Origin of the sequence: Empedobacter sp. UBA7248 (assembly GCF_002472945.1) — a bacterium.
Lineage (GTDB): Bacteria > Bacteroidota > Bacteroidia > Flavobacteriales > Weeksellaceae > Empedobacter > Empedobacter falsenii_C.
This window is the reverse complement of record NZ_DKSU01000011.1, coordinates 1-22,817: the sequence shown is the minus strand read 5'-3', so window position 1 is coordinate 22,817 and position 22,817 is coordinate 1. Positions and strand designations below refer to the sequence as shown.

The window sequence follows — 22,817 nt, the reverse complement described above, 5'->3', positions numbered from 1 at the left end:
TTGCTTCTTATTTATCAAGTATTTTTAGTTCTAAAATTTCGCCAGGAAGCCCATCAAAATCTTTAAACTCTTTTGATGTAAATCCATTGTTTGTCAATATTTTCCTTGAAGCTAAATTTTTAGGGTCAATTATTGCGAACAAACTTTCAATTGATTTTTGTGTTTTTGCGGTTTCAATTAACTGTTTTCCAATTTTACCTGCAATTCCTTTTCCCCAATATTTTGGCAAAATCATATATCCAATTTCAGCTTCATTACTTTCTTTGCTTTTGATTTCAAGTTTTGCAAATCCTAAAAATTCACGTGTTTCAATATTTAAAATTTTATAGCTTCCAAAGTTTTCGTCAAGTTTATTATTTGCAATTATTTTTTCAAAATCTTTTTTAGCCTCTTCTAATTCCAAAGATCTTTCAGTTATCATTTCCATAACTTTTTCATCATTTACAAGTTCGAAGTAGTTTTGGAAATCGTTTTCAGAAAATTTCTCCAGTTTAAGTTTTAAATTCATTTTTAATTTTGATTTATTTGAAGATTACTTTTTATAGTATATCAGCTAACGAGAAACGCATTAGCGAAGTGCGGGTATGAATTGAGCGAATGTTCAATTCAGACCCAAACGAAGCCAAAGCTGTTCCACTATTTGTAAACTTACAAAAAATACGAATATGGGCAGCTTTTGGCGTATTAGAAAACAATAGCGTTCAATCTAACCCCAAAAAAAAACGCATTTTGGCAAGCTGATGTTAGCAGTTCGTTCTTTATTTGTCATCATTAGTTAGAACTTATGTGTTTTGCATCGTGCAGCATATAGTTTTTGTTTTTGGTTCAATGAAAACGTATAAATTTCCATCACACCAAAAGTTTAATTTCTCAAAGTATTCTGCCATTCCATAAGTCGGTTCAACGTTGCTGAATGTAGAATTAATATCACTAAAACTTCCTAATTGACATAAGAATTTCATAGACTTTCCACTTTTCGGACATTTTGGAATTTCAGCATCTTGTAACCATTCTGGTTGTCCACAAATGCCAATACTTTCAAATTCGTCAATTTCTTCTTTAGCCTCCAAGCCTACTTTAACTCCTTCCCAAATAACTTTTGAGTCTTTGTTAATTTCGTCAAATGCACTTGTTGACGAAGCTGTGTCTGTCGGTTCAATAATAGTCGGTCTATTTGGATTTGAATAATCAAGGTAGACAAAATATTCGTCCGTGTAAATTGGATGTATTAAGTTTACTTTAAAAGGTAACCAAGAAAATAGTGGGTCAGAATTATCAATGTAACCTAAGTATTGAAATCCCCCTAAAAATTCGTTTTTCGGAATATTAAAATCTTGAGGAATTTCTCCTCCAATTTGATGTTTACCATTTTTGTCTCTAACTATTTCGTATTGCATTTTTTTTGTCTTAAACAACTTGTCAAATATTCCCATATTTTTTTTGTGTCTCGTTTTAGAATGACTGCTAACGGTTGACGGATTTGCGCCAGTGAAAAATATAGCAACGAAGTTGCGTGTATTTTTTATTTAGCAAATCTGATGATGTACGCAGTTCAGAGCGATTGCGATGAAATGTGTACATTATCGGATGTAATCCGGCAACCGATGTGACGTAATTCGTATCATAGCGGAGAATTGCGTCACATCATATTATTTTACGAAGTAAAATATAGTCAAGTTTAGTAAAAAACACACCTATATCTTTATTTCGTAAAATTAAACTCAAATATACAAACAAAACTAATTTATACATTATCGTGTAAAAACAATAAACCTCCCTAAAATTGCTTTTAAAGAGGTTTTATATTTTAATTTTTTGAATTTGAGAAGTGGAAGCTTGTATATGTCATTAATACATTTATATTAAAATGTAAAAAATAATATTGTAGTTTATCTTATTCTAAACTTCTTAATAAAGCGTTTTCATCTTCCCACTTTGCCTGAGATGAATATCCATCTCTGAGATATTTAAAAATGAGAGAGACATTTGGATGGGTAATTTTTGTATCTTCGAAGAGAGACTCAAAATAATTAGCCCTAAATCTTTCAATATTCCCACCCTCAAATGCTCCTCTACTTGTAAACCCTAAATTGTTTGAAATTTGTATTTGGAAAGCAGTCGTAATTTCATCTGTCCCTATTTCTTCTATTATATCATAAATCTCAATGGGAAAGCCCTTATTTTCTTTCATATTAATAGGGTACTTTGCGAGCAACTTACCAATACAATCGTCTGTAATTTTGATTCTATGATTTTCTTTAGCAAGTTCTCTTACTCCATTTACCCATTCTTTTAAAATTTCTGAATCCAAAGAACCATCTTCTTTTTGTGATGGTATCAGATTAAAAGAATCAAGAATACCCCAGCCTGCTTTAAGAATTTCTTGATAGGCTGGGGTGTCTTTTACCTTTTGTATTTCCTCTTCCTTAAGCTCACCTTCATCAGGTAAATACACCTGACTCAATATCCCGAAATACTCGTCAGGTTTTAGAGACATCAATTTAAATAAGTTTTTTGGACTATATGAACCTCCCGTAAAAACATAGATGAATTTTATTTCAATTTTTGCACCTCTCTCTACGGCATAATCATTCTTTGAGTATAAGAAATCTAATAAGTTTCTAAAATTATGATGGTCTAAATGAGACGAATCATCGAAATCTGTAAGAAATACTTTTTCGAGTGCTGTTAAAACCTCATCCGAAGTCAAAGTATTTTTATGTACATAAGCCCCCCAACCTAAAGTATTCAAAAAGGTAAAAGGTTTATTATATTGATGTAATTTATCTAATACGTAAAAAAGCTCGTCCTTATTTTCTGTATATATAAAGCCTGATTGTGCTTTCCAATACAACTTTTCAACCTCTTCGTGTTTTAAGTCTGAAATAAACTTCCACAAATCTATCCTATCTTGCAAAGAATCAAGAAAAATCACAATTCCTTGTGTAGAAAGCCCAGATTGTATCAAACCAGTTAATATATCTGTTTGTGTCTGCAAATCAGTTCTGTTTTCGGAAATACGAATAAATTCTCTTGATAAACTCAATAAACCCTTATCTTCTGATTCAATAAGTTTGTAAATAGTCAGCGTATCTACTTGATTAATTTTATCAGATGAAGCAAGTACATTCCCATAAAGATATGAGTGTTCTATTTTAGACGCTAACTCAAAAACTTTATCTATTCCGTACTTATCAAGAACGGCTTCAATAAATTCAAGTCTTCTTGACAAAATATCCTCATTTTGCTTATCAAAATCATTTCCTTGCCTTCCTTCTATAAATTCAGGATGATGCTCTTCAAAAAGGTATGATTCGTTTAAAATATCATTCTTTGGTTTAAATTTGAATGCTATTTGCTCTATTTTATCAAGAATATCTGTTGGCAAAGCCCAATGTGCTGTTGGATAACTTCTATGATTTCCTATGAATTTTCGGAATTTATGATATATCTGTTTCTTGTCTTCTTCTTCAAAATTAGAACTTGTTTCTATTGTATTCAATGCTTTATCAATTCTATCCCATTCTATATCATCTAATAAATCTATGAGAGCCAAAATTCTTTTGACATTATCTTTTGACATTTCTATAATGTGGTCTATGCAGAATCCTCGCATATAGTAAACTTCACGTTGAGTCACTCGTATTTCTCTGAGTTCAGAAAATAATCTCCATTTTGGTCTTGGAATATGAAAGGCAGTATCGTGTTTACTTCCTACTAAACTATGTAAAAGCCCATACAATGTATCTGGATATTTCTTTACAAGGATTTCAAGTATCTTTTTTCTGTCTTCTGCACTTGTATTCGTTTGTGGATACCAAGCTCTGTATATATTTTTCAGATTACTTAATGGTGTATTTGTTGTTGGGAAACTTTCTGGAGAAATTAGTATTATTTCACATAAAGCTGTCGAAACTCTCATAAGGTGCTCTGGAAACCACGCAACAATATCAAGACACCATAATAAAGGAGCTAAGTCGTTGGAACTGTCTAAAAACCCTTGCTCTAGTTCAAAAAATGCAGTAACGGATTTATCTTTTATTATTCTTTCCAGATTACTTAAAAACACATTAGGAGATGCCTCTGCTAATAGTATCAAATTACGTGATAACGAACGCCAAACAATAACATCCATTTCAAGGATTTTCTGAACAATGCTATCTATATGTGAAGACACATTAGAAATAGAATTTATACCATAATCTTCCCCGAAGACAGATATAACAACCAGTGTTTCACAAATACCATCTCTCAATTTTGACGAGTATTTCGTTCTATTTTCTGGTGTGTAATATAAATTCCCTCTACTTTCCAATGGTAGCGTATATTTATGTAAAACTTCACTTAATACTTCTAAGCAGATACTCTGAAAATTTGTAAGGTCTTGTTGGGTTATATATTTAGCAAAATACAACCAAGTATCAGTAGGGGAAACCAACCTCCATACGCCATTTATATAGTAAACTGGAGAATCTTCCAACGTTGCTAAAATTCTCAAAAACTGAATATACTCATCAGAAGTTTTACCACCTAGTTTTTCAATTATTTCTTTATCTCCATCAAGGTCTTCTGAAAAACGATTTATCAAAACCATAGGAATAATATCTCTAATTTCTACACTATCTAAATACTTAGGTTTTGTGGTATCATCAAACTTCAATAATCGTTTCAGTACAGATATATTTCTACCTGAATTTTTAGTTAGAATCCTTACTTGTTCAGGGTCTACACTCATATTTTTTAATCCTGCTTCAAAGGTTTCTCTTGAAACTATTGGTAACTGAATTTTTTCAGAGGATGTTGTTTCGTCTGCAAGACTTATTGGAATTATTATTTTATGTCCATTCTGTACAGCTCCTCTTAAATCTATACTATCGACTTTGAATTTAGTAACTATGATTAATGGTTTATTTGTTTGTGTAAATTGATTAAAGGATTCTCTATTATCTATAACTATAATATTCTCATAGGATATATTATCAGATTGTTTGAGAATGGCTAAAGGAAATGCTACAGCCTCATCAGTCGTTATTGATTTAATATATAATACTTTTTCATTATTTTCTAAAAATGATCTAACCGTTTCGATCTCTTTTAATCTACTATCGCCTAATATTATTTCAGGAACAATTTTTATGAATTCATTTTCGCTCCAACGTTTCCAATATTCTTCAACTGTATATATTCCTAAAGTAGGTTTTCTTAACTTTTCTGCAAGCCACAATTCTACTGTTGGTGCCAATTCTAACCATTGTTCAATATCTATTCCGTCTATATACTTCACATCTTTCCAAAACCCTTCATTTTTCTTTTCTTCTATCCATTTATTTTTATCCCGATACTTTTTAGCATTAATATTTATGTAGGTGGTATCGGCAGGGATTTTTCCTAAAGTATCTTGTTTTCGTTTTTCGTAGTCGTCATTTGCTTTTTTACCTTTGACCACTGTTGTTCCAAACTCCCATACACTCTCTCCCAATGGAACAAACATATTTTCTGATTCTGTAAAGAGTTCTCCATCAAAACCTCCAGTTTGCACATCTTCTCCATAAGGAAATTGAATGCTTTTAATAGAATTGTTATCAACCGTTGCTAAAATTAGCTTTCTAATAAGATGAGGTAAGTGGTATTTACAATCCACTGTATTTGCCCATACTGTTATATCATTTGTCGTTATAAATCTCATTTTATAATATTATTTATAATTTAATAATCTGTAAATCAATATTAAGTGTGTAATTTCCAAACATACAACAACCATTTAACAATAAATTACGATTTTACGTAAAAACAAAAAAACCTCCCTAAAATCGATTTTAAAGAGGTTATTATTAAACTATTTTGTGTTTTTATACCTAAAATTAGAATTGTGCTACAGTTACCCTTATTAGGCGACGTTATTTTGGAATATTTTGCTTAGTTTTTGATAATTCCTCTATTTTATTTTCTAATTCTAGTAGTTTTGATTCTATTTTTTCGTTTGAGTTTTTATTTTTTTCTAAATTTTGAAGATAACTATTATTTAATTTAATATAAGTTTCAAAATTTTTATTTAGTTTCTCTAACCCTTTTTTTTCACTATTATCTTCACTTGTGCAGAATATGCTAACTAAGGAAAATAATATGCCTAAAAAACAAGATATTGCTTGATAATTGTAATGTTTTCGAGTCTTATGTCTACTAAAATTATTAGAAAAAAGTGCTTTTCTTGCTTTATCAATTCCTTTACCACTTTGAAAAATACTAATTATAAAACTTAAAAAACCTAAGAAAAAAAAGATGTAAAAAAATGTGTTAACTTCTCTTTTTTCAATTATAAAGACATACAATGCCATTATAATTGTAAGCATAGTAAGACTTGCGTTCATCAAGCTACTGCTTAAATTAACTCCAATTTCGACTGATGCTTTTTTGTTTTCCATATTTATTATCCCCAAATATCAACTTTTGAAGATCTCATTTCACTCCAAAGATTATCAACAGATTTCATAATCTGATGGCCACTTATTTTTTCTCCTTCTTTTTTATAGTTTAAACTATTTTTTAAAATTAATTTAATGTCATAATCAACTATTTCAAGTACATAATTCTCAAAATCACTAAAGTTAGATTTGTTATTTTCTAAGTAATTTATAAGAATTGGTTTAATAATCATATTATCAAAAGTAGATACAAGGAAAAATTTAGCATCTGCTCTTAATGGAAAATGATTTTCATATTCAAAATCTATAATGATTTTCTTTATTCTTTCAGAAAAAATTTGTTTTCTTAAATTAAAATCTTTGAATTCGTAATATACATTTTGTAAAAGTCTACTGTAATCAGGGTTTATTTTGTAAAATAAATCACCTTCTTCATAAAAGTCAAATAATTGGTTGTAAATAATATTGTATTCGTGTTTCATATAGACTTTGTTATTTATAATGTTGCCTAACATATTATTTTACGAAGTAAAATATAGTCAAGTTTCGTTAAATATTCCCTATATCGACATTTCGTAAAATTAACCTCAAATATACAAACAAAACTACATTGTACACCTTATTGTGTAAAATATTATTTATATCATATAATAATGTAAATTAGTGTTTTACAAAAAAAAATAATATGGATTATTTCTATTTTACCGTTGTGTTATTTACTACCATATTGGTGGGATGTAAGAAAGAAGAAGAATAAATTAATGAATTGTGTCTTTATAAACTGGAAAGCACAATGCTGACAAATGATTCTTTGCAACAAGAATTGTTGAAAATGCAAGAAGAGATTAACTTGCTTCAAGAAAAATTAGAAATCGCAAGGAAATTGACAGAGGTTGAGTGAATAAAGGCTTTCATAAAAGAGCCTTTATTCATTGTTATATTTAATAAAATCAAAATCTAAAAAAATTAGCATGAAAATTTAAAGCTATGGGTAATTTTATTTAGAGTCCAATAATAGTTTTAGTTTTTCGGTGCTCATATTTTTATATTTTTTAGCATATTTTTTTTCAATAAAAATACTTTCATTCCCATATTTTTGTTTAAGCTGTATTATTATTGCATTTCTAGGTTCTTTTCTTAAAAGATTTGTAATACTAGTTGAGCCTTTTTTCTGAGCATTAGAATTCATTAAGGATAGTAGAATTTTTGAAGTAATAGGTTTATTTAAAATACCTTCATTTATTAAACGATCAAGTTCTATAGCAAGAATATTAGATTTATCACGGATAATAGAACCTTTTTTCTGTCTTTCTTTAATTATTTTAATAGTTAATTCAGGAAGACTACTTTTTGAAGGTAATTTAAAATTTGGATTTGCAAAATCGTAATATGTAAGACCGAATACAGATGCTATATTAATCATCTTGTTCATGTTTAAGCCAACTTCACCATTAATGATACTTCTAATATTGGTAGAGTTTGAATCAATTAATTTAGCTAAATCTCCTTCTGTAAGATTATAATAGATTAAGAATTTAGAAACTCTTTTTCCATATTCTTTTTGATAATATTCTTTATTCATATTAAAATAGATTAATTTATTTTGTTTTATCTATTTTTATTTATATATTTGTTTATGAAAACAATAGCGACAGGAAAAAGTAAATTATAAATTACTTTAGACGATGTCACTCGTTCGAAATCCGCCAGATTGCCACGAGTTGACCGAGAGTTTGCCTATTGCTGGAATTTTGTAACTTTGCTAAATATTCCAGTAGGGCACTCCTCGTTAACTTTTAGGCAACTCTGACTTGTTCAGAGACGGTTTCTGGCGGAACCACGAGTAAAAGTTGAGGGTGCTCTATCTGGTATTTTACCATATAATTCCTCCACTTTGTAAGTACATCGTTCCATAAAACCCAACACAAAATGAGAACGAAACAATTTCCATTCATCCGTAAAAAACCGCCAGACAAAGTCTGTTGGTTTAACCATTCTTTTTGAACAACAATCTTCCGTTTTTATAACATTTGACGGAACGTAAAGAAAAGGGGTGTCCTTTCTTTACACGCTCTCTATCAGAGCCTCGGTAATGAGACTTTGACAGCATGGTTATACTTTTATTTTTCGCACATTAAAAGTAAACCCTTTATTGCCATTTTCCAAATTTATTGGGCTCTGCTACCTATTATTTAGATGTGAGACGTCAGATTTTAGTATTGAGAGGATTCAACTATGTACAGATTCGATTTCTCGAAATGACAGAATATTAGAGAAATAATGTGTTAAAAAGTGTTAAAATCCTGTATCGGTGTATATCCAAAATGATACTTTTCTGTATCGGTTGTGTATCGGCGCTGTATCCATTCTGTATCCATTGTATATGCGTTCCGTATGGTTTGTTCGTGGTTTGTGTATCGGTGTTGAGTTGTAAAATGTACAGATTAGATGTGAGAATTGCAGTATGTAAAAAGTAGTATGTACAATGTACACTTCAGAAGCCTCAGTGATCGTATTAAGAATGACAGAAAAGAATATTCACCACATAGATGCATAGAACTGGGTGGAGAAAAATAAAGAGTAATAGAGAAGGTAAATCTATTAAACAGAGTAAGAAGATCGCTATGTTTCTGTTTACTGAACTATACAATCTCTAAAATAAAAAAAGAGAGAGAACACCTATGTTTCTATTGTGGTTAGAAAATAATGTAGAACGTAATAGAAAACACCCCTGTAATCCCCTCAATGGGATAATGATTGATAGAATTCCCCTCTTGAGAGGGGTTGGGGAGTGTGGAAATGAGGTTAAGATTAAGGTTGAGACAGAGGTTAAGATTAGTTGATTGAGCGGATTCGAAATCAAATATATAGGATGCGATTCTGAAACGAGTTCAGAATGACAAAAGACGTAGAAGGTTAAACGTAGACCGTAAAAACAAAGTTGGCGCGATGTACAGGAAAAGGAGTGAATTTTAAAACTAATGTTGAATTAAAAACTTATGTAAAATTATGAAAGAGTAAACAGATTCACACTCTATCCCCCGAAGACAACACAAAGAGTATAAATGATCTTCATAAAATGATTAGTGTTAATTTTTTTCATTTATTAATGTAATTTTTAAAACTTGTCGGAGGGGGATTTATAAAGGATGCGATTCTGAGACAAGCTCAGAATGACAAAATCCGTTTTTTAAAATGACAACGAATTTGAATTAGAAAAAAGGATGAAGAAAATGTCATATGATTTGGAGACGAGTGTCAAAAAGTTGAAGAGAATGGTTAAAATATTTTACTGTTTGCGTAGCAAATGATTTAAAATATTGAATGGCTGAAACTTATTTTGACCGTCGAAAATCAAAGACAAGAGTTTTTTGATTACTTTTTTGCTCTCAAAAAAGTGATAGAAAGATTCTGCACTTCGAGTATATCAGTGATTGTATGTAATTGAATTAGATTGTAATAAGAATAAATACGTAAAACGTTAAGCGTAGACCGTACAACGTAAAAACAAAAACCCCTTTCCCAAAAACAAAGTTGGCGCGATGTACAGGAAAAGGAGTGGCTTTTAAAACTAATGTTGAATTTTAAAAAACTTATGTAAAATTATGAAAATATTTTACTTTAAACTCAATAGGCATATAATAAGTGTGCTATTGGGATTGGTTTGTGCTACACCCCTATTTGCACAAACAGGAAAAACCGTGACTGGAACGGTGAAAGATCATAACCATTTGCTCTCTGGCGTGGTCGTAACAGAAGAAGGTACACAGAATAGTGTGCAAACTGATGCAAATGGACAGTATTCGCTAATCTTAGAGCATGATGATGCTAAACTAATTTTCGAGCAATTGGACTTCCCTATTCGAGAAGAAGAGGTATTGAATAGAAGCGTGATCAATGTTCGTTTCACAAAAGAAGAGGAGGAGGGGATTCAACTCAAAGATGTGGTGGTGAATGCGGGTTACTATGCTGTAAAAGACAAAGAACGAACAGGATCTATTGCACGTGTAACAGCTAAGGAAATAGAGAATCAGCCTGTGAATAATGTACTTTCTGCTGTACAAGGACGCATTTCTGGAGTAAGTATCATCCAAAATACTGGTGTTGCAGGAGGAGGTTATGATATTCAGATTCGGGGTAAAAACAGTTTACGAAGAGAAGGGAACGAACCACTTTACATTGTAGATGGTATTGCCCTTGTGACTTCTAATTCCTCTAATCTTTCAGGAACAATTTTACCTTTTGCTTCTATAAATCCACTCAATACAATCAATCCTAATACTATTGAAAGTATAGAAGTTTTAAAAGATGCTGATGCAACTGCTATTTATGGTTCTCGTGGAGCAAATGGAGTGATTTTAATTACCACAAAAACAGGTAAAAATAGAAAAACTGAATTTTCTTTTACTTCGAGTTATAGCATGAGTAAAGTTGCAAGCAAAATGAAACTAATGAATACAGCTCAATACTTAAACATGCGAAGGACGGGTTTTGAAAATAGTGGAATTACAACTTATCCTGCTAATGCGTATGATGTAAATGGAAGATGGGATCAAACTCGTGAAACAGATTGGCAAAAAGAATTGATTGGAGGATTAGCAATTGGATCAAATCATGAAATCGGATTAAGTGGAGGAAATGAGCAAACTGCTTATGTTTTGAGTTCAAAACATCAAGAACAAACGACTGTTTTTCCGACTGATAATGGAATTAAATCCAATTACTTTAGCGCAAATATCAACCACAAAAGTAAAGACCAAAAATTAACTTTTCTTGTCAATACATCCTATAATCTCCAATCGAATACATTACCTACAACAGATTTAACCACTAAAGCATTGCGTTTAGCACCAAATGCACCAAAACTATATAATGAAGATGGAAGTTTAAATTGGGAAGGAGGTTCTTGGTCAAACCCTGTAGCAGCGTTAAACTCAATATACAGAAACGACACGAAGAATTTATTACTGAATACCAATTTGAGTTATCAAATTTTTAATGATTTCTCCATCAAATTAAATGCTGGTTTAAATGATATAAGTTTTATAGAAACTTCTATTCGTCCTCATACACTTTATAATCCAGCCAATGGTATAACAAGTGCTAATTCTACTTCTTCAAAAGGAACGAATCAATCATTTTCTTATCTACTAGAGCCTCAAATTAATTGGAACAAGCAATTGAATAAATTTACAGTTGATGCTTTAATCGGGGCAAGTTTCCAAAAAGCAATAAGTGATCAATTTAGAGTAACAGGAACGGGGTTTTCTTCTGATGAATTGATTTACAATTTAAGTGCTGCTAAAACACAAACCATCAATCAAAATTCGAAAGTTGAATATGCATATGCTTCAATGTTTACTCGATTAAATATAAAATATGAAGATAAATATATCCTCAATTTAACCGCTCGTCGTGATGGTTCAAGTCGTTTTGGAACCAATAATCGATTTGCAAATTTTGGAGCAATTGGAGCCGCTTGGCTTTTTTCGAAAGAAAACTTTCTCAACGACTCATCTTGGTTAAGCTTTGGGAAATTAAGAGGGAGTTTTGGAATGACAGGAAGCGATCAAATTGGCGATTATCAATATTTAGACACCTATACGATTGGTAGTACGAAATACGATGAAATTGTTGGTATGTCTCCGTCTCGTTTGTATAACCCAAATTTCAGTTGGGAAAAAACTCAAAAAATAGAAGCAGCTTTGGAGCTTGGTTTTTTACGAGATCGCTTGAATCTTTCGATGGCGTATTATCAAAATAAATCAGGGAGTCAATTGGTTGGAATACCATTGCCAGGAACAACAGGTTTTTCATCCATTCAATCAAATTTAAACGCCGTCATTCAAAATACAGGTTGGGAAATTGAATTGGATACTCACCCCATCAAAAAGCAGGATTTTAAGTGGTCAAGTAGCCTAAATTTAAGTATTCCAAAAAATAAATTGGTGTCTTTTCCTAATCTTGAAGGTTCTACTTATGCCAATACGTATATGATTGGAAAATCAACCAACATTCAAAAATTTTATCATTACGAAGGAATTGATCCTGCGACAGGGTTGTATCAATTTAAAGATTATAACGGAGATGGAATTATTTCTCCAATTGATGACCAGCAAAGCATCAAAGAAGTTGGTATGAAGTATTACGGTGGTTGGAACAATTCTTTTCGATACAAAAATGTTGAATTCTCCTTTTTATTTCAATTTGTAAAACAAACCCAATTCAATTACGATGCGAATTATTTAGCACCAGGTTCATTGAATAATCAACCGATTGAAATGTTGAATTCTTGGTCATCATCTAATCCAAATGCTAATTATATGTTTTACTATACTACTGGAAAAGCGGATTGGAATAAACTAAGTGGGTTGATTAGTCAAAGTGATAAATCCATTTCCGATGCATCCTACATTCGATTGAAAAATATTACCATCAGTTATCAACTTCCATCAGACAAAACTTTTTGGAAAAATGCGATGATTTATTTCCAAGGACAAAATCTTTTGACCTTCACCAATTATTACGGATTAGACCCCGAATTTGTGCTTACAGGTTTTCTACCACCACTCAAAACCTATTCTTTTGGATTACAACTTAAATTTTAAACACATGAAAAAATATATTTTATTATTCGCTGGCTGTTTGCAATTGCTATGTTTTAGTTGCGAAGAGTTGATAGATGTTGATTTACCTACCACACAACTCAATACATCAATGGTTTATACAGATGCTGCAACAGCAAAAGCAGCATTGGCAAGTTTATATAGTGCTACACGTGATGATTCTTTTGTAAATGGAGGAATGTATGGAATTGGTTTTATGACAGGAGTTTATACAGATGAACTTACAAGTTATTTGAGTGACAGTCACAATTTAACCCCTTTTTATGACAATCAAATTCTTTCCACTAATTCAGCTGTTTCAAAATTATGGGATAGTTCTTATAAAACAATTTATGCCATTAATCTTTTTATAGAGAATATGCGTAAAAGTACTTCAATCAGTGAAGAAGATAAAAATACAATGATTGGTGAAGCACTTTTTCTTCGAGCGTTACACTATTATTATTTGACAGTTGTATTTGGTGATATTCCGTACACAACGACAACAGATTACACTATCAATAAATCATTAAATAAAACACCAGTTTCTCAAATTTTCATACTTAATCAAACAGATTTAGTAGAAGCTTCTTCCTTACTAAAAGAAAGCTATCGTAATCAAGAACGGGTTTACCCAAATCTATACGCAGTTAAACTTTTATTGGCTCGTCAATATGCTGAATTAGAACAGTGGGATCATGTTCTAAAAGAGTTGAATTTGGTTCTGAATTCATCTAATTATGGATTACGAAATGAACCGAAAGAAGTTTTTAACAAAAGTTACAAAGGTGTCATCTGGCAATTAAAACCTGATATTGCATTAAAATCAACTTTTGAAGCTGATTTATACAATTCGACAAGTTTTCCACCTTCATCCGCTTCAATATCGAATCAAATCATTCAAAAATTTGAAACGACAGATCTAAGAAAAACACAATGGATTAAGATTATTTCCAATACAATATCAACTTACTCTTTACCTGCTAAATACAAAAATAAAAATGGTGAGAATAGTACAGAATACAGTAGTGTTATGCGCATAGAAGAAGCTTATTTTCTTATGGCAGAAGCTCAGATAAATAAAGGAAATATAAATGCAGGAATTGAATTAATCAATCAAATACGTGAACGTTCAGGTTTAAGTAAAATCAATAAAATCCGAAGCAAAGAAGAAGCAATTGACTGGTTATTGGAAGAAAAAGAAAAAGAGTTTTTCTCAGAATTTGGTCATCGATTTATTGATTTAAAACGAAATAATCGATTAAATCAATTGCAGCTAATTAAACCAAATTGGAAATCGTTTCATAACGTTTTGCCATTGCCTCAGAAAGAATTATTGCTTAATCCAAATCTTAATCCCCAAAATGAAGGCTATTAATTTCATATCCATTATAACTCTCATTTTATTTTGCCCTTTTTCTTTAAAAGGGCAGAATAAAATTGATGAAGGTATTTTTACACCTTTAGTTCAAGATTTCACAAACGATAATAATTGGGTGATTTACAGTAAATTTTATCGGAACAATCCAAATCAAACCGTCTTATACTATCAGCCATCACATAAAATTATTTCAGCTCTTTCACAAAATGCACGTTTCTTTAATCAAGATGAAATTGTTCAATTCAAAAAAGACACCTTATCGATTAAAACAATCAATTTAGAAAACCTTTTCTCTATTTCTGATGTCATTAAATATGAATTGTGGTTAAATAAAACTGAAATCATTGCACAAACCAAGCAAAATGAAGTCCTTTTTATTGACAAGCATAAAAAAATATGGAAACAATTTTCAAATGTGGTCAACTACGAAATAGATAGACATTCAGAAAAAATACTTGTTATAACCAGTGAAAAGAATGACGATGTAAATACTTTTAACTTGTTCTATGTTGATGGATCTTCAAAACAATCAATTAAAATTGGCTCTTTTACTACTCAACCTCAGATGTTGAATTGGGGAAATAAAAACAATCGTTTTCTAATTCGTGTAGAGAATAAGGTGTATTGGTATAAAAGCCCAACATCAATCCCAATTATCACAACTTTACCACTTCAAGTTGGTCAAACTTTGAAAGTAATCAAAACTTTTATTAGTCACGATGATGAATTGGTCTATTTTATCTATTACACATTCGATGAAAAAAAACAAAAAAAGAAAGGTGAAGTTGAAATTTGGAAAAGCAATGATTTACATTTGGAAGAGAAGAACATAAAAGCACCTCAATTAGAAAAATTTCAAGTCTATTGGGAATTAGAGAAAAATGAACTAACATCATGGAATGATGATCATTTTCCAACGCTTTTATTTTTTAATCACTCAAAATATTTCTTGAATTTTAATCCATTTACTTATAAAGATTATATTAAAAATAATACGGATTTAACACTTTATTTATATGATCGTCATACAAAAACTCGAAAACAAATTACCGATAGAATTGAGTATCCTAATGAAAATTTGAGTTATAGTGAAGACAGTCATTTTATCTTATTTAAAGAGCTTAATCAAAAATTTTGGAAGATTTATGATGTTGAGAAACAACAATATTTTACCATTCCTTATCAATTAACACAACCACCGATTTGGTCAAAAGACAAGAATAGATTTTACTTTTTTGATTCCAATCATTTTTATAGTTATAATTTAAAAACGAATGAGGTTACGTTGATTCAATCCTTCAAAAGTCAGATGTCGCTTCGTTTTCAAGTCTTGAACCAAAGAACGTATTCTGATCAAGTACAACACAATGGTGATTTTGTAAATCTCAGAATGTTTGTCCCTGATGATGTAGTTTATATAGAGGTAAAAGATACTGAAGATAATTCAACAACGATTTATTCTTACAACTCAATAACTTTAGTTTTTCAAAAATTAGTTCATTCTCTTGACAGGTTGAGTCAATACAAGATTAATTCTCAAACATCTTCTATTTATTATAGAAAAGAGAATTTTAATTTACCTTATCAGTTAGTTTATTCCAATGGTAAAAGTGAAAAAATCATCGATCAAAATAAAAAGAATGAAGAGAATTTTAAAAATCACCGTTCACAAGTTATCTACTATAAAGGCTATAATGGGGAAAATCTGAAAGGGGTTTTGTTATATCCGATTAATTACAACCCATCCAAGAAATACCCATTAATTGTTGATATTTATGAAAAAAAATCAAGTGTTGCTACGGTCTTTTATGAAGAAACCTATGAAAATTCAAATGGTGTAAATCCACTTTTATTTAATTTTAATGAATACTTTTATTTTTTAGCTGATTTAGATTTCAAAAAAGGAAACCCAGGAAAAAGCGGTTTAAAAATCCTCATTCGAGCAGTAAAAAAACTGAAAGAAATTCCACAAGTAGATCTACAAAATAGTGGATTAATCGGTCATTCATTCGGTGGATATCAAACAAGTTTTTATCTTACACAAACAAAGTTTTTCAAAGCAGGAGTCGCTGGAGCTGGAATCCATGATTTAATAATGGAGTACTACAGCTACAATTACAATTTTAGTCGACCAGGTTATTGGCGTTTTGAATCACCACAATTTAATATAGGTAAACCGCAAGCTGATGTTCCAAGATTATACCAAAAGAATTCGCCTATTTTACATGCTAAACAAATGAATGCACCTTTGCTTTTATGGACTGGTAAAGAGGATTACAATGTTTTTTGGCATCAATCAGTTCAGATGGCAAATGCGCTTAGAAGATATAAAAAAGAACATGAATTGTTGTTGTATCCAAATGAAGGGCATAGTTTCATTCAACAGAATAATCAAGAAGATTTAACAAGAAGAATATTGAATTGGTTTGATACTTATTTGAAGAAGAATAAAGAAACAGAATAAAAATAAAAAAGGTATGCCTCTAAAGGCATACCCATTTTTATTTAATTACTACGATACAAAGGTATTTCACAAGATGTTTCTGATAATTGGTTTAATTGATGAGAAACATTATCTTCATCTGTCCACGTACACAATTGACCTAGAATATCACTACATTCAGCCTTGGGAATACATTGAACAGTTTCTTCGTCAAAGAAGTATCCCATTTTATTGGCTGCATTCTCTTTCTTCGCTTGGTTTGTAGCGAAAGCTGCACCAGTCCCCATTAATACAATGACAGCTGGTAAAATAATTTGCTTTAAATTTTTCATTTTTATGTGAATTTTAGTTTTGCCTACTTTTTTACAGGTTTTCGGCTTTTCCTGCTTTAAACTGATTGGTTATTGCCAGCTTTAGTTTATAAACAATCAATTCATTTCCAATTAGTGCATAAAAATGAGTGTCAGTCACTAAAAAATCTGAAAGCTTGTTTTCTTCGCGATGTTGTACAGTAAAACTTCCGATATAATGCTTGCGATCTGTTCGGTACGCATCGATCACATCCACTTGTTTCCACTGTTTTTGGGATTCAAATTTTCCCATAAGTTTAGAGATATTAAACAAGAGATGTCGATGTGCAACCATTTTTTTATTCACTAATAATGGTGGAGCGCTCATTTTATTTTTTCCATCCGATAGATGGCTTACTTCAATCTTTGCTTGATAAGTAGTATCAATCGTATTTAATTTGTGTTTGATGTGTAACGCTTGATCCATAACAATAAATTGATTGCGGTAGTAATAAGTATAAACCAAATCATTTGTATATGAATCAGAAACTAATAAACCATCTGTATCAAAAACACCATCAATTTGTTTTTCGAGTACAGTTGAAAACAATTCTATTTTTGGCTGTTTGTTTAAATTCAGCTTTCCTAAAGTCTGCGTATTCGTTGTGCTACTTTGAGTACGAATAGCAAATTTGGTAGAATCAATCACAACCAATTGATTGAAAAAAGCATCATTTAAACTGATGGTTTCTGCATGTAAATTGGTTAATTTTCCTTTGTAAATAACAGGAACTGTTCCGTCGTACAAATAAAAGCTACCATTTTTGACACGCATCATAATGGATTTAAAAGGATGATCTTTATAGTCCAAATCAATCTTTTTGGAAATGATTTGATCTGTATTGGTATCAACACTCGTTAAAACAAGTGGAGCAGTATAATTTCCTAAATACAGCGTATTATTTTCATATCCTACAAAATAATAGGAATTAGCGCCTAGATCAATCGCTTTTTCTTCGATAATTGGATGTTGTAAATACCTTCTCGTAAAATTATTTTCTTGTTTGATGATGTGTTCAGATGTAAGAAATAGAATAATGACACTTCCAATTGAAACAATCGAAATAGCAAATAAGGTAACAAATAGTTTCCTTTTGCCTTTTTGAAACGTCAATAATTCACCTAAGTAAATGGCAATTGCAGCTAATCCAACAAATACGAGATTGAAAATCAAATGTTCTGTCCATTCAAGTTTCTCTAGAATTCCTCCACAAGAACAAGGAACAAAATCACTGTAATTAATAATCAGGTAGATATAAACAGTGAACGCGAGCATCAAACCATAAGAAGCATAGAACCCAATTTGTTGTGTTCGCTTGATACAAAGCATTAATACAATTAGAATTTCCACAATGATTACGGCGAAAGAAATAAATCCAGCGTATGCACTCAATAAAGGTGATTGTGCCAATTGAATTTGAAAATTCTCAAAATCTATTAGTTTACTCACAGTTGCATAAATAAACAAAATAATAAATAGGTAGCAGACGAGTGTTGGTATAAGCGGTGCAATTTTTCTCATCTTTAGTAGTTTTAATTCTTAAAAAATAACTTTCTAACATCAGTTTTCATCTTCATCAATATTTCTCATATAGGGATCTTTATCACGAGGAGGATCGTTTTTAGAAGATATACTATCCTTAATATTATCTTTCAAAGAAGAGGTAATACGTTCTGAATGAATCGGGGTGTCAATTAGAATATTTTCATCTTCTATACAGCTATTGAATACAAAACACCCAAGTACAATTAAATAAAAAGATTTCATAGTTTCTCATTTTTAAAGTTTGTACCGAAATTAGGTTCAGCGCAAAAAATAGGAGGTATGTTAATGCGTCAAAAACATAAAATGCCTGTCTAATTTATAAATTCATACATTCCAAATGGTAAATGATTTGTGGTTAAAAAATGAATTTGAATATTGAAAAATGAATTAAAAATCCGACGATTTAGAATCGAAATGACAACGAATTTGAATTAGACAACGAATTATAAATCCGGCATTAAAACTCTCACGTTAAAAAAATGGTTGAATGTAACGTTAAAAAGGTTTTAGCCCGTAGGGTTTTTAAAATCTTTAGTGAAATGATACCATTTTTAGTAGAGAGGTTTACAGCCTTGACTTTTTGGTTACTTTTTAGTCAAGTAAAAAGTGACATTAAAGAAAAGGAATACCTAAGCCATACTATGGCTTCTCCTTTTAATTTAAAATGTTTTTTGCGCTTAAAAAATGAAAAGAAGAGATTCTTTGGCAGGCTTAGAATGACATCAATCAAATTGTTTTTAAATAAAAAACCAAATCATCAAGCTGATTTGATTTCAGCTTCTCATTATCGTCAGTCAGAGTGGCGTTTACAAAACGTTGTATTGAAGACTTAGACGATAAATAACGAATGACAAAACCCAGTTGTCATTCCGAAGTAGTGTGAACTGATGAGGAGTCTGCTAGCTTAAGAACAGCAAATTGAATGCGATTCTTCGACAAGCAAGAATGACAGAAAAGAATATTCACCACATAGATACATAGAACTGGGTGTGGAAAATAAAAGAGCAATCGAGAAGATAAACCTATTAAACAGAGTTAGTAGATCACTATGTTTCAGTTAACAACTATACAGGCTCAAAGTGACAGAAGGATTCTGAGACAAGCTCAGAATGACAAAATCCGTTGTCCAAACAGATTTGATTATTAATAAAAAAAACGTAAAACGTTAAGCATAGACCGTAAACCGTAAGAAAAAACAAACAAACTTTACTTCAAAATTTTGCTTACCGCTTACTCCCAACACCAAGGCAAGATGAAGGCAAGATGAAGGCAACATAGTGGCAGTAAAGTGTAGGCAATAAAAAAGAGAAGTATGACCTCTCTTTTTTATCCATCATTTAAGTTTCTTTGAAATAATCGATTAGACTTATATGCTCAAAGACATTCAAAACTAGAGAAATTTATAGATCAACAAAGAATACAACAAGTATATTATATAAAAAGGATGTATAATTTATAAATTATACACTTTTAAACGATTAAGTACTTAATAAACGATTTGCGATATAAAATATAGTACATTAGTATTAATCAATAAATCTATACTATGAAAAGAGTTGTGACTTATGTGTACATACTCTTACTACTACCTCTTATAATAAAAGCATATCAAATAGATTCTTTAACTTCAAAAGATAATGCCTATTTAATCGAAAGATTGGATGCATTAATAGATGAAAAGCATCATCCAAATGCGATGCTCTATGTGCAAGCGTATATAAGAAACGCTAAAAAAGAAAAAGATAAGCTAAATTTATTTTATGCTTATAAAGAAGGAATCTTTTTTTCGAGTCATTTAAACACGCAAGTAGAATATGCAGATAGTGCAATAATTATTGCCCGAAAATTAAAAAATAAAGAATTAGCAGCAACAGCTTTATTATCTAAAGGATTAGCGTATTACAAAGCTAAAGATTATAGAGAAGCATTACAAAATTACTTAAATGCAGATCATGAGTTAAACCATTCAAAAGACCAGTATTTATTACATAAAGTAACGTTTAATATGGCGATGATAAAAATAAAATTACATCATTACAACCAAGCAGAAGAATTATTGCTTAAATGTAAAGCCTTTTTCCAAACAAAACCAGAAAACAAAGACTACCAAGCTTATTTATTAAATACTATTTATCAATTAGCATGTCTACATCAAGAAACTGAGAATAAAACAAAAGCGAAAGAATTTAATCAACTAGGACTAAATAAAAGCAAGGTATACAACAACGATTTTTTCCTTAGACATTTTACGATAAATAAAGCAATTGATGAGTTTTTAAATGATCAATTTGAGACGGCTATTCAATTATTATCGACTAAAGAAGATATTTTAATAAAAACGAATGATTTTAATACATTAACCAAAATCTATTACTACAAAGCAAAGGCATTTGATAAATTGAATAATCAACAACATAAAATAATATATTTTAATAAAATAGATAGTATTTTCAATGAATATAATTTTTTGGAAACTAAGTATAGACCTATATATGAAAACATATTAAATGATGCATTAGCTGCTTCTGATACGAACAGACAATTATATATAATCAATCAATTACTAAAAATGGATGAGTTAAATTATAAGCTAGATTTAGAAATGAGTCAAGTTATATACAAAGAATATGAGACGGCTCAATTACTCAAATTAAAGGAAAAGTTAGTAAATAAGTCTCAAAAATTATATGTTGTATTAGTTGCGTGTTTTACTGGAATAATAGTATTGACAGTAGGAATCGTAAAAACTAGAAATAAAAATAAATATTTAATCGAAAAGTATAATCTGTTTATTGAAGAATCAGTTGATACAAGTTACACAGAACGGAGACTATCGATTAAAGATGAAGAGGATTTGAACAAAGAAGCACTTGAAAGTTTACTGTTAAAATTTGAAGAATTTGAGCAGGACAGAGAATTTTTAAACCCTAATATAACAGTGGTAAGTTTGGCAAAATCATTTTCAACGAATACTACTTATTTATCAAAATGTGTCAATCAGTACAAAGGAATTAATTTTTCATCGTACATCAATCGGTTGAGAATAAAATTTATTACTGATTTATTCCAAGAACAACCACAATACCTTAATTATAGTGTAGGGGCATTAGGAGAAATAGCAGGTTACATGAATCCAAGACAATTTTCAAATGTTTTTTACAGTGAAACGGGCTTGCGTCCCTTAGATTTTATTAAAATTCAAAAACAAAAAAATAAAGAAAGTACATAATGGTATATTAGTGTAATATATTGACTTACAGGTATTCAAAAAGACTTGGCTATTGTTTTACATAGATCGCTGTTGCAACTTTACAAAACCATTGCGCAATGGAGATCAATGTTTAATTTAAAATTTAAAAAAATGGCAAAGCAAAAAGGCTTTTTAAAACTTAGAGGTTCAATCGGAGATTTAAACTTCTACAAATCAAAAGATGGTTATATGGTGAGAGAAAAAAGCTCTATAGACCGTAATACCATAATGAGTGATCCGCGATTTCAGCGTACCAGAGAAAATATGCAAGAATTTAAGAATGCAGGTACTGCTGGAAAAACATTACGTAATGCATTCAATGCGATCATAAAAAATGCAAAAGACAGTAGGCTATCTAGCCGTCTCACAAAAGTAATGCATGGTATACTAAAAGAAGATACAATAAATGCTCGTGGTCAAAGAAATGTTCACAAAGGGAATCAACAACTGATGAAAGGGTTTGATTTTAATGCAGGTGCATCATGGTTAAAAACGGTATTAATTCCTGTACAAGTAACAATAGATCGTATCTCTGGTGAAACAAAGTTTACATTAGATGCATACAAACCCTTAGATGTGATAATAGCACCACAAGGAGCTACCAATTACCGATTTGTAGCAGCTTCTACAGAGATAGATTTTGAGAAAAACGAATACATTACCAAAACATCGTATACAGATTATTATCCATATGATGAGGTTGAAGTGAATGATGTAGAGTTGTTGAACAATCTTTCTCCAAATTCAGAGCATACAATCGCCTTAGCAATTGGAATTGAATTCTATCAAGAGGTGAATTCTGTTTTATATCCATTAAAGA

15 protein-coding genes are annotated in these 22,817 nt (G+C 30.6%); 6 read left to right on the top strand and 9 right to left on the bottom strand.

Annotation, left to right across the window (positions count from 1 at the left end; genetic code table 11):
- Positions 1-7: 7 nt before the first annotated feature.
- The 6 genes from B4A23_RS11190 to B4A23_RS11165 form a co-directional block, all read right to left on the bottom strand.
- Entirely contained in the window at positions 8-508 is a 501-nt protein-coding gene (locus B4A23_RS11190) for a GNAT family N-acetyltransferase (RefSeq protein ID WP_291120018.1), read from the bottom strand.
- A 274-nt stretch (positions 509-782) separates the two neighbouring features.
- Positions 783-1,397, bottom strand: coding sequence for a hypothetical protein (locus B4A23_RS11185; RefSeq protein ID WP_291120015.1), 615 nt, complete (start codon positions 1,395-1,397; stop codon positions 783-785).
- Between the two features lie 497 nt (positions 1,398-1,894).
- Positions 1,895-5,686: a hypothetical protein gene (locus B4A23_RS11180; RefSeq protein ID WP_291120012.1), complete on the bottom strand. Its 3,792-nt coding sequence runs from the start codon at positions 5,684-5,686 to the stop codon at positions 1,895-1,897.
- Between the two features lie 211 nt (positions 5,687-5,897).
- A complete protein-coding gene (locus B4A23_RS11175) occupies positions 5,898-6,422 on the bottom strand; it encodes a hypothetical protein (protein ID WP_291120009.1) in 525 nt (174 codons plus the stop codon).
- A 5-nt stretch (positions 6,423-6,427) separates the two neighbouring features.
- Complete coding sequence (locus tag B4A23_RS11170) at positions 6,428-6,904, bottom strand: hypothetical protein (RefSeq protein ID WP_291120007.1); 477 nt, start codon at positions 6,902-6,904, stop codon at positions 6,428-6,430.
- A gap of 515 nt (positions 6,905-7,419) precedes the next feature.
- On the bottom strand, positions 7,420-8,004 hold the full coding sequence (locus tag B4A23_RS11165) for a hypothetical protein (RefSeq protein ID WP_291120004.1): 585 nt from the start codon (positions 8,002-8,004) through the stop codon (positions 7,420-7,422).
- A gap of 2,023 nt (positions 8,005-10,027) precedes the next feature.
- Here B4A23_RS11165 and B4A23_RS11160 point away from each other — a divergent pair.
- Genes B4A23_RS11160 through B4A23_RS11150 form a run of 3 tightly spaced genes read left to right on the top strand, consistent with a single transcriptional unit; the run spans position 10,028 to position 16,872 of the window.
- Positions 10,028-13,030 (top strand): SusC/RagA family TonB-linked outer membrane protein, encoded by a 3,003-nt coding sequence (locus tag B4A23_RS11160; protein WP_291120001.1) that lies wholly within the window; start codon positions 10,028-10,030, stop codon positions 13,028-13,030.
- Positions 13,031-13,034: 4 nt separating this feature from the next.
- On the top strand, positions 13,035-14,405 hold the full coding sequence (locus B4A23_RS11155; RefSeq protein ID WP_291119998.1) for a RagB/SusD family nutrient uptake outer membrane protein: 1,371 nt from the start codon (positions 13,035-13,037) through the stop codon (positions 14,403-14,405).
- Positions 14,392-16,872 (top strand): alpha/beta hydrolase family protein, encoded by a 2,481-nt coding sequence (locus B4A23_RS11150; RefSeq protein ID WP_291119995.1) that lies wholly within the window; start codon positions 14,392-14,394, stop codon positions 16,870-16,872. The genes B4A23_RS11155 and B4A23_RS11150 overlap by 14 nt, the downstream gene beginning before the upstream one ends.
- A gap of 41 nt (positions 16,873-16,913) precedes the next feature.
- Here B4A23_RS11150 and B4A23_RS11145 read toward each other — a convergent pair whose 3' ends face one another.
- The 3 genes from B4A23_RS11145 to B4A23_RS11135 are packed head-to-tail and all read right to left on the bottom strand — an operon-like array spanning position 16,914 to position 18,969.
- Positions 16,914-17,183 (bottom strand): DUF6520 family protein, encoded by a 270-nt coding sequence (locus B4A23_RS11145; protein WP_291119991.1) that lies wholly within the window; start codon positions 17,181-17,183, stop codon positions 16,914-16,916.
- A gap of 31 nt (positions 17,184-17,214) precedes the next feature.
- A complete protein-coding gene (locus B4A23_RS11140; protein WP_291119989.1) occupies positions 17,215-18,723 on the bottom strand; it encodes a MauE/DoxX family redox-associated membrane protein in 1,509 nt (502 codons plus the stop codon).
- Between the two features lie 39 nt (positions 18,724-18,762).
- Positions 18,763-18,969 carry a hypothetical protein gene (locus B4A23_RS11135; RefSeq protein ID WP_291059611.1) on the bottom strand — a complete coding sequence of 69 codons (207 nt, stop codon included), beginning with the start codon at positions 18,967-18,969 and terminating at the stop codon, positions 18,763-18,765.
- A 317-nt stretch (positions 18,970-19,286) separates the two neighbouring features.
- Between B4A23_RS11135 and B4A23_RS11130 the strand changes: the two genes are divergently transcribed.
- From B4A23_RS11130 to B4A23_RS11120, 3 genes are all read left to right on the top strand, one after another.
- Entirely contained in the window at positions 19,287-19,580 is a 294-nt protein-coding gene (locus B4A23_RS11130; RefSeq protein ID WP_291119987.1) for a hypothetical protein, read from the top strand.
- A 713-nt stretch (positions 19,581-20,293) separates the two neighbouring features.
- On the top strand, positions 20,294-21,976 hold the full coding sequence (locus tag B4A23_RS11125; RefSeq protein WP_291119985.1) for a hypothetical protein: 1,683 nt from the start codon (positions 20,294-20,296) through the stop codon (positions 21,974-21,976).
- Between the two features lie 132 nt (positions 21,977-22,108).
- A partial coding sequence (locus B4A23_RS11120; protein ID WP_291119983.1) for a hypothetical protein occupies positions 22,109-22,817 on the top strand: 709 nt, incomplete at its 3' end.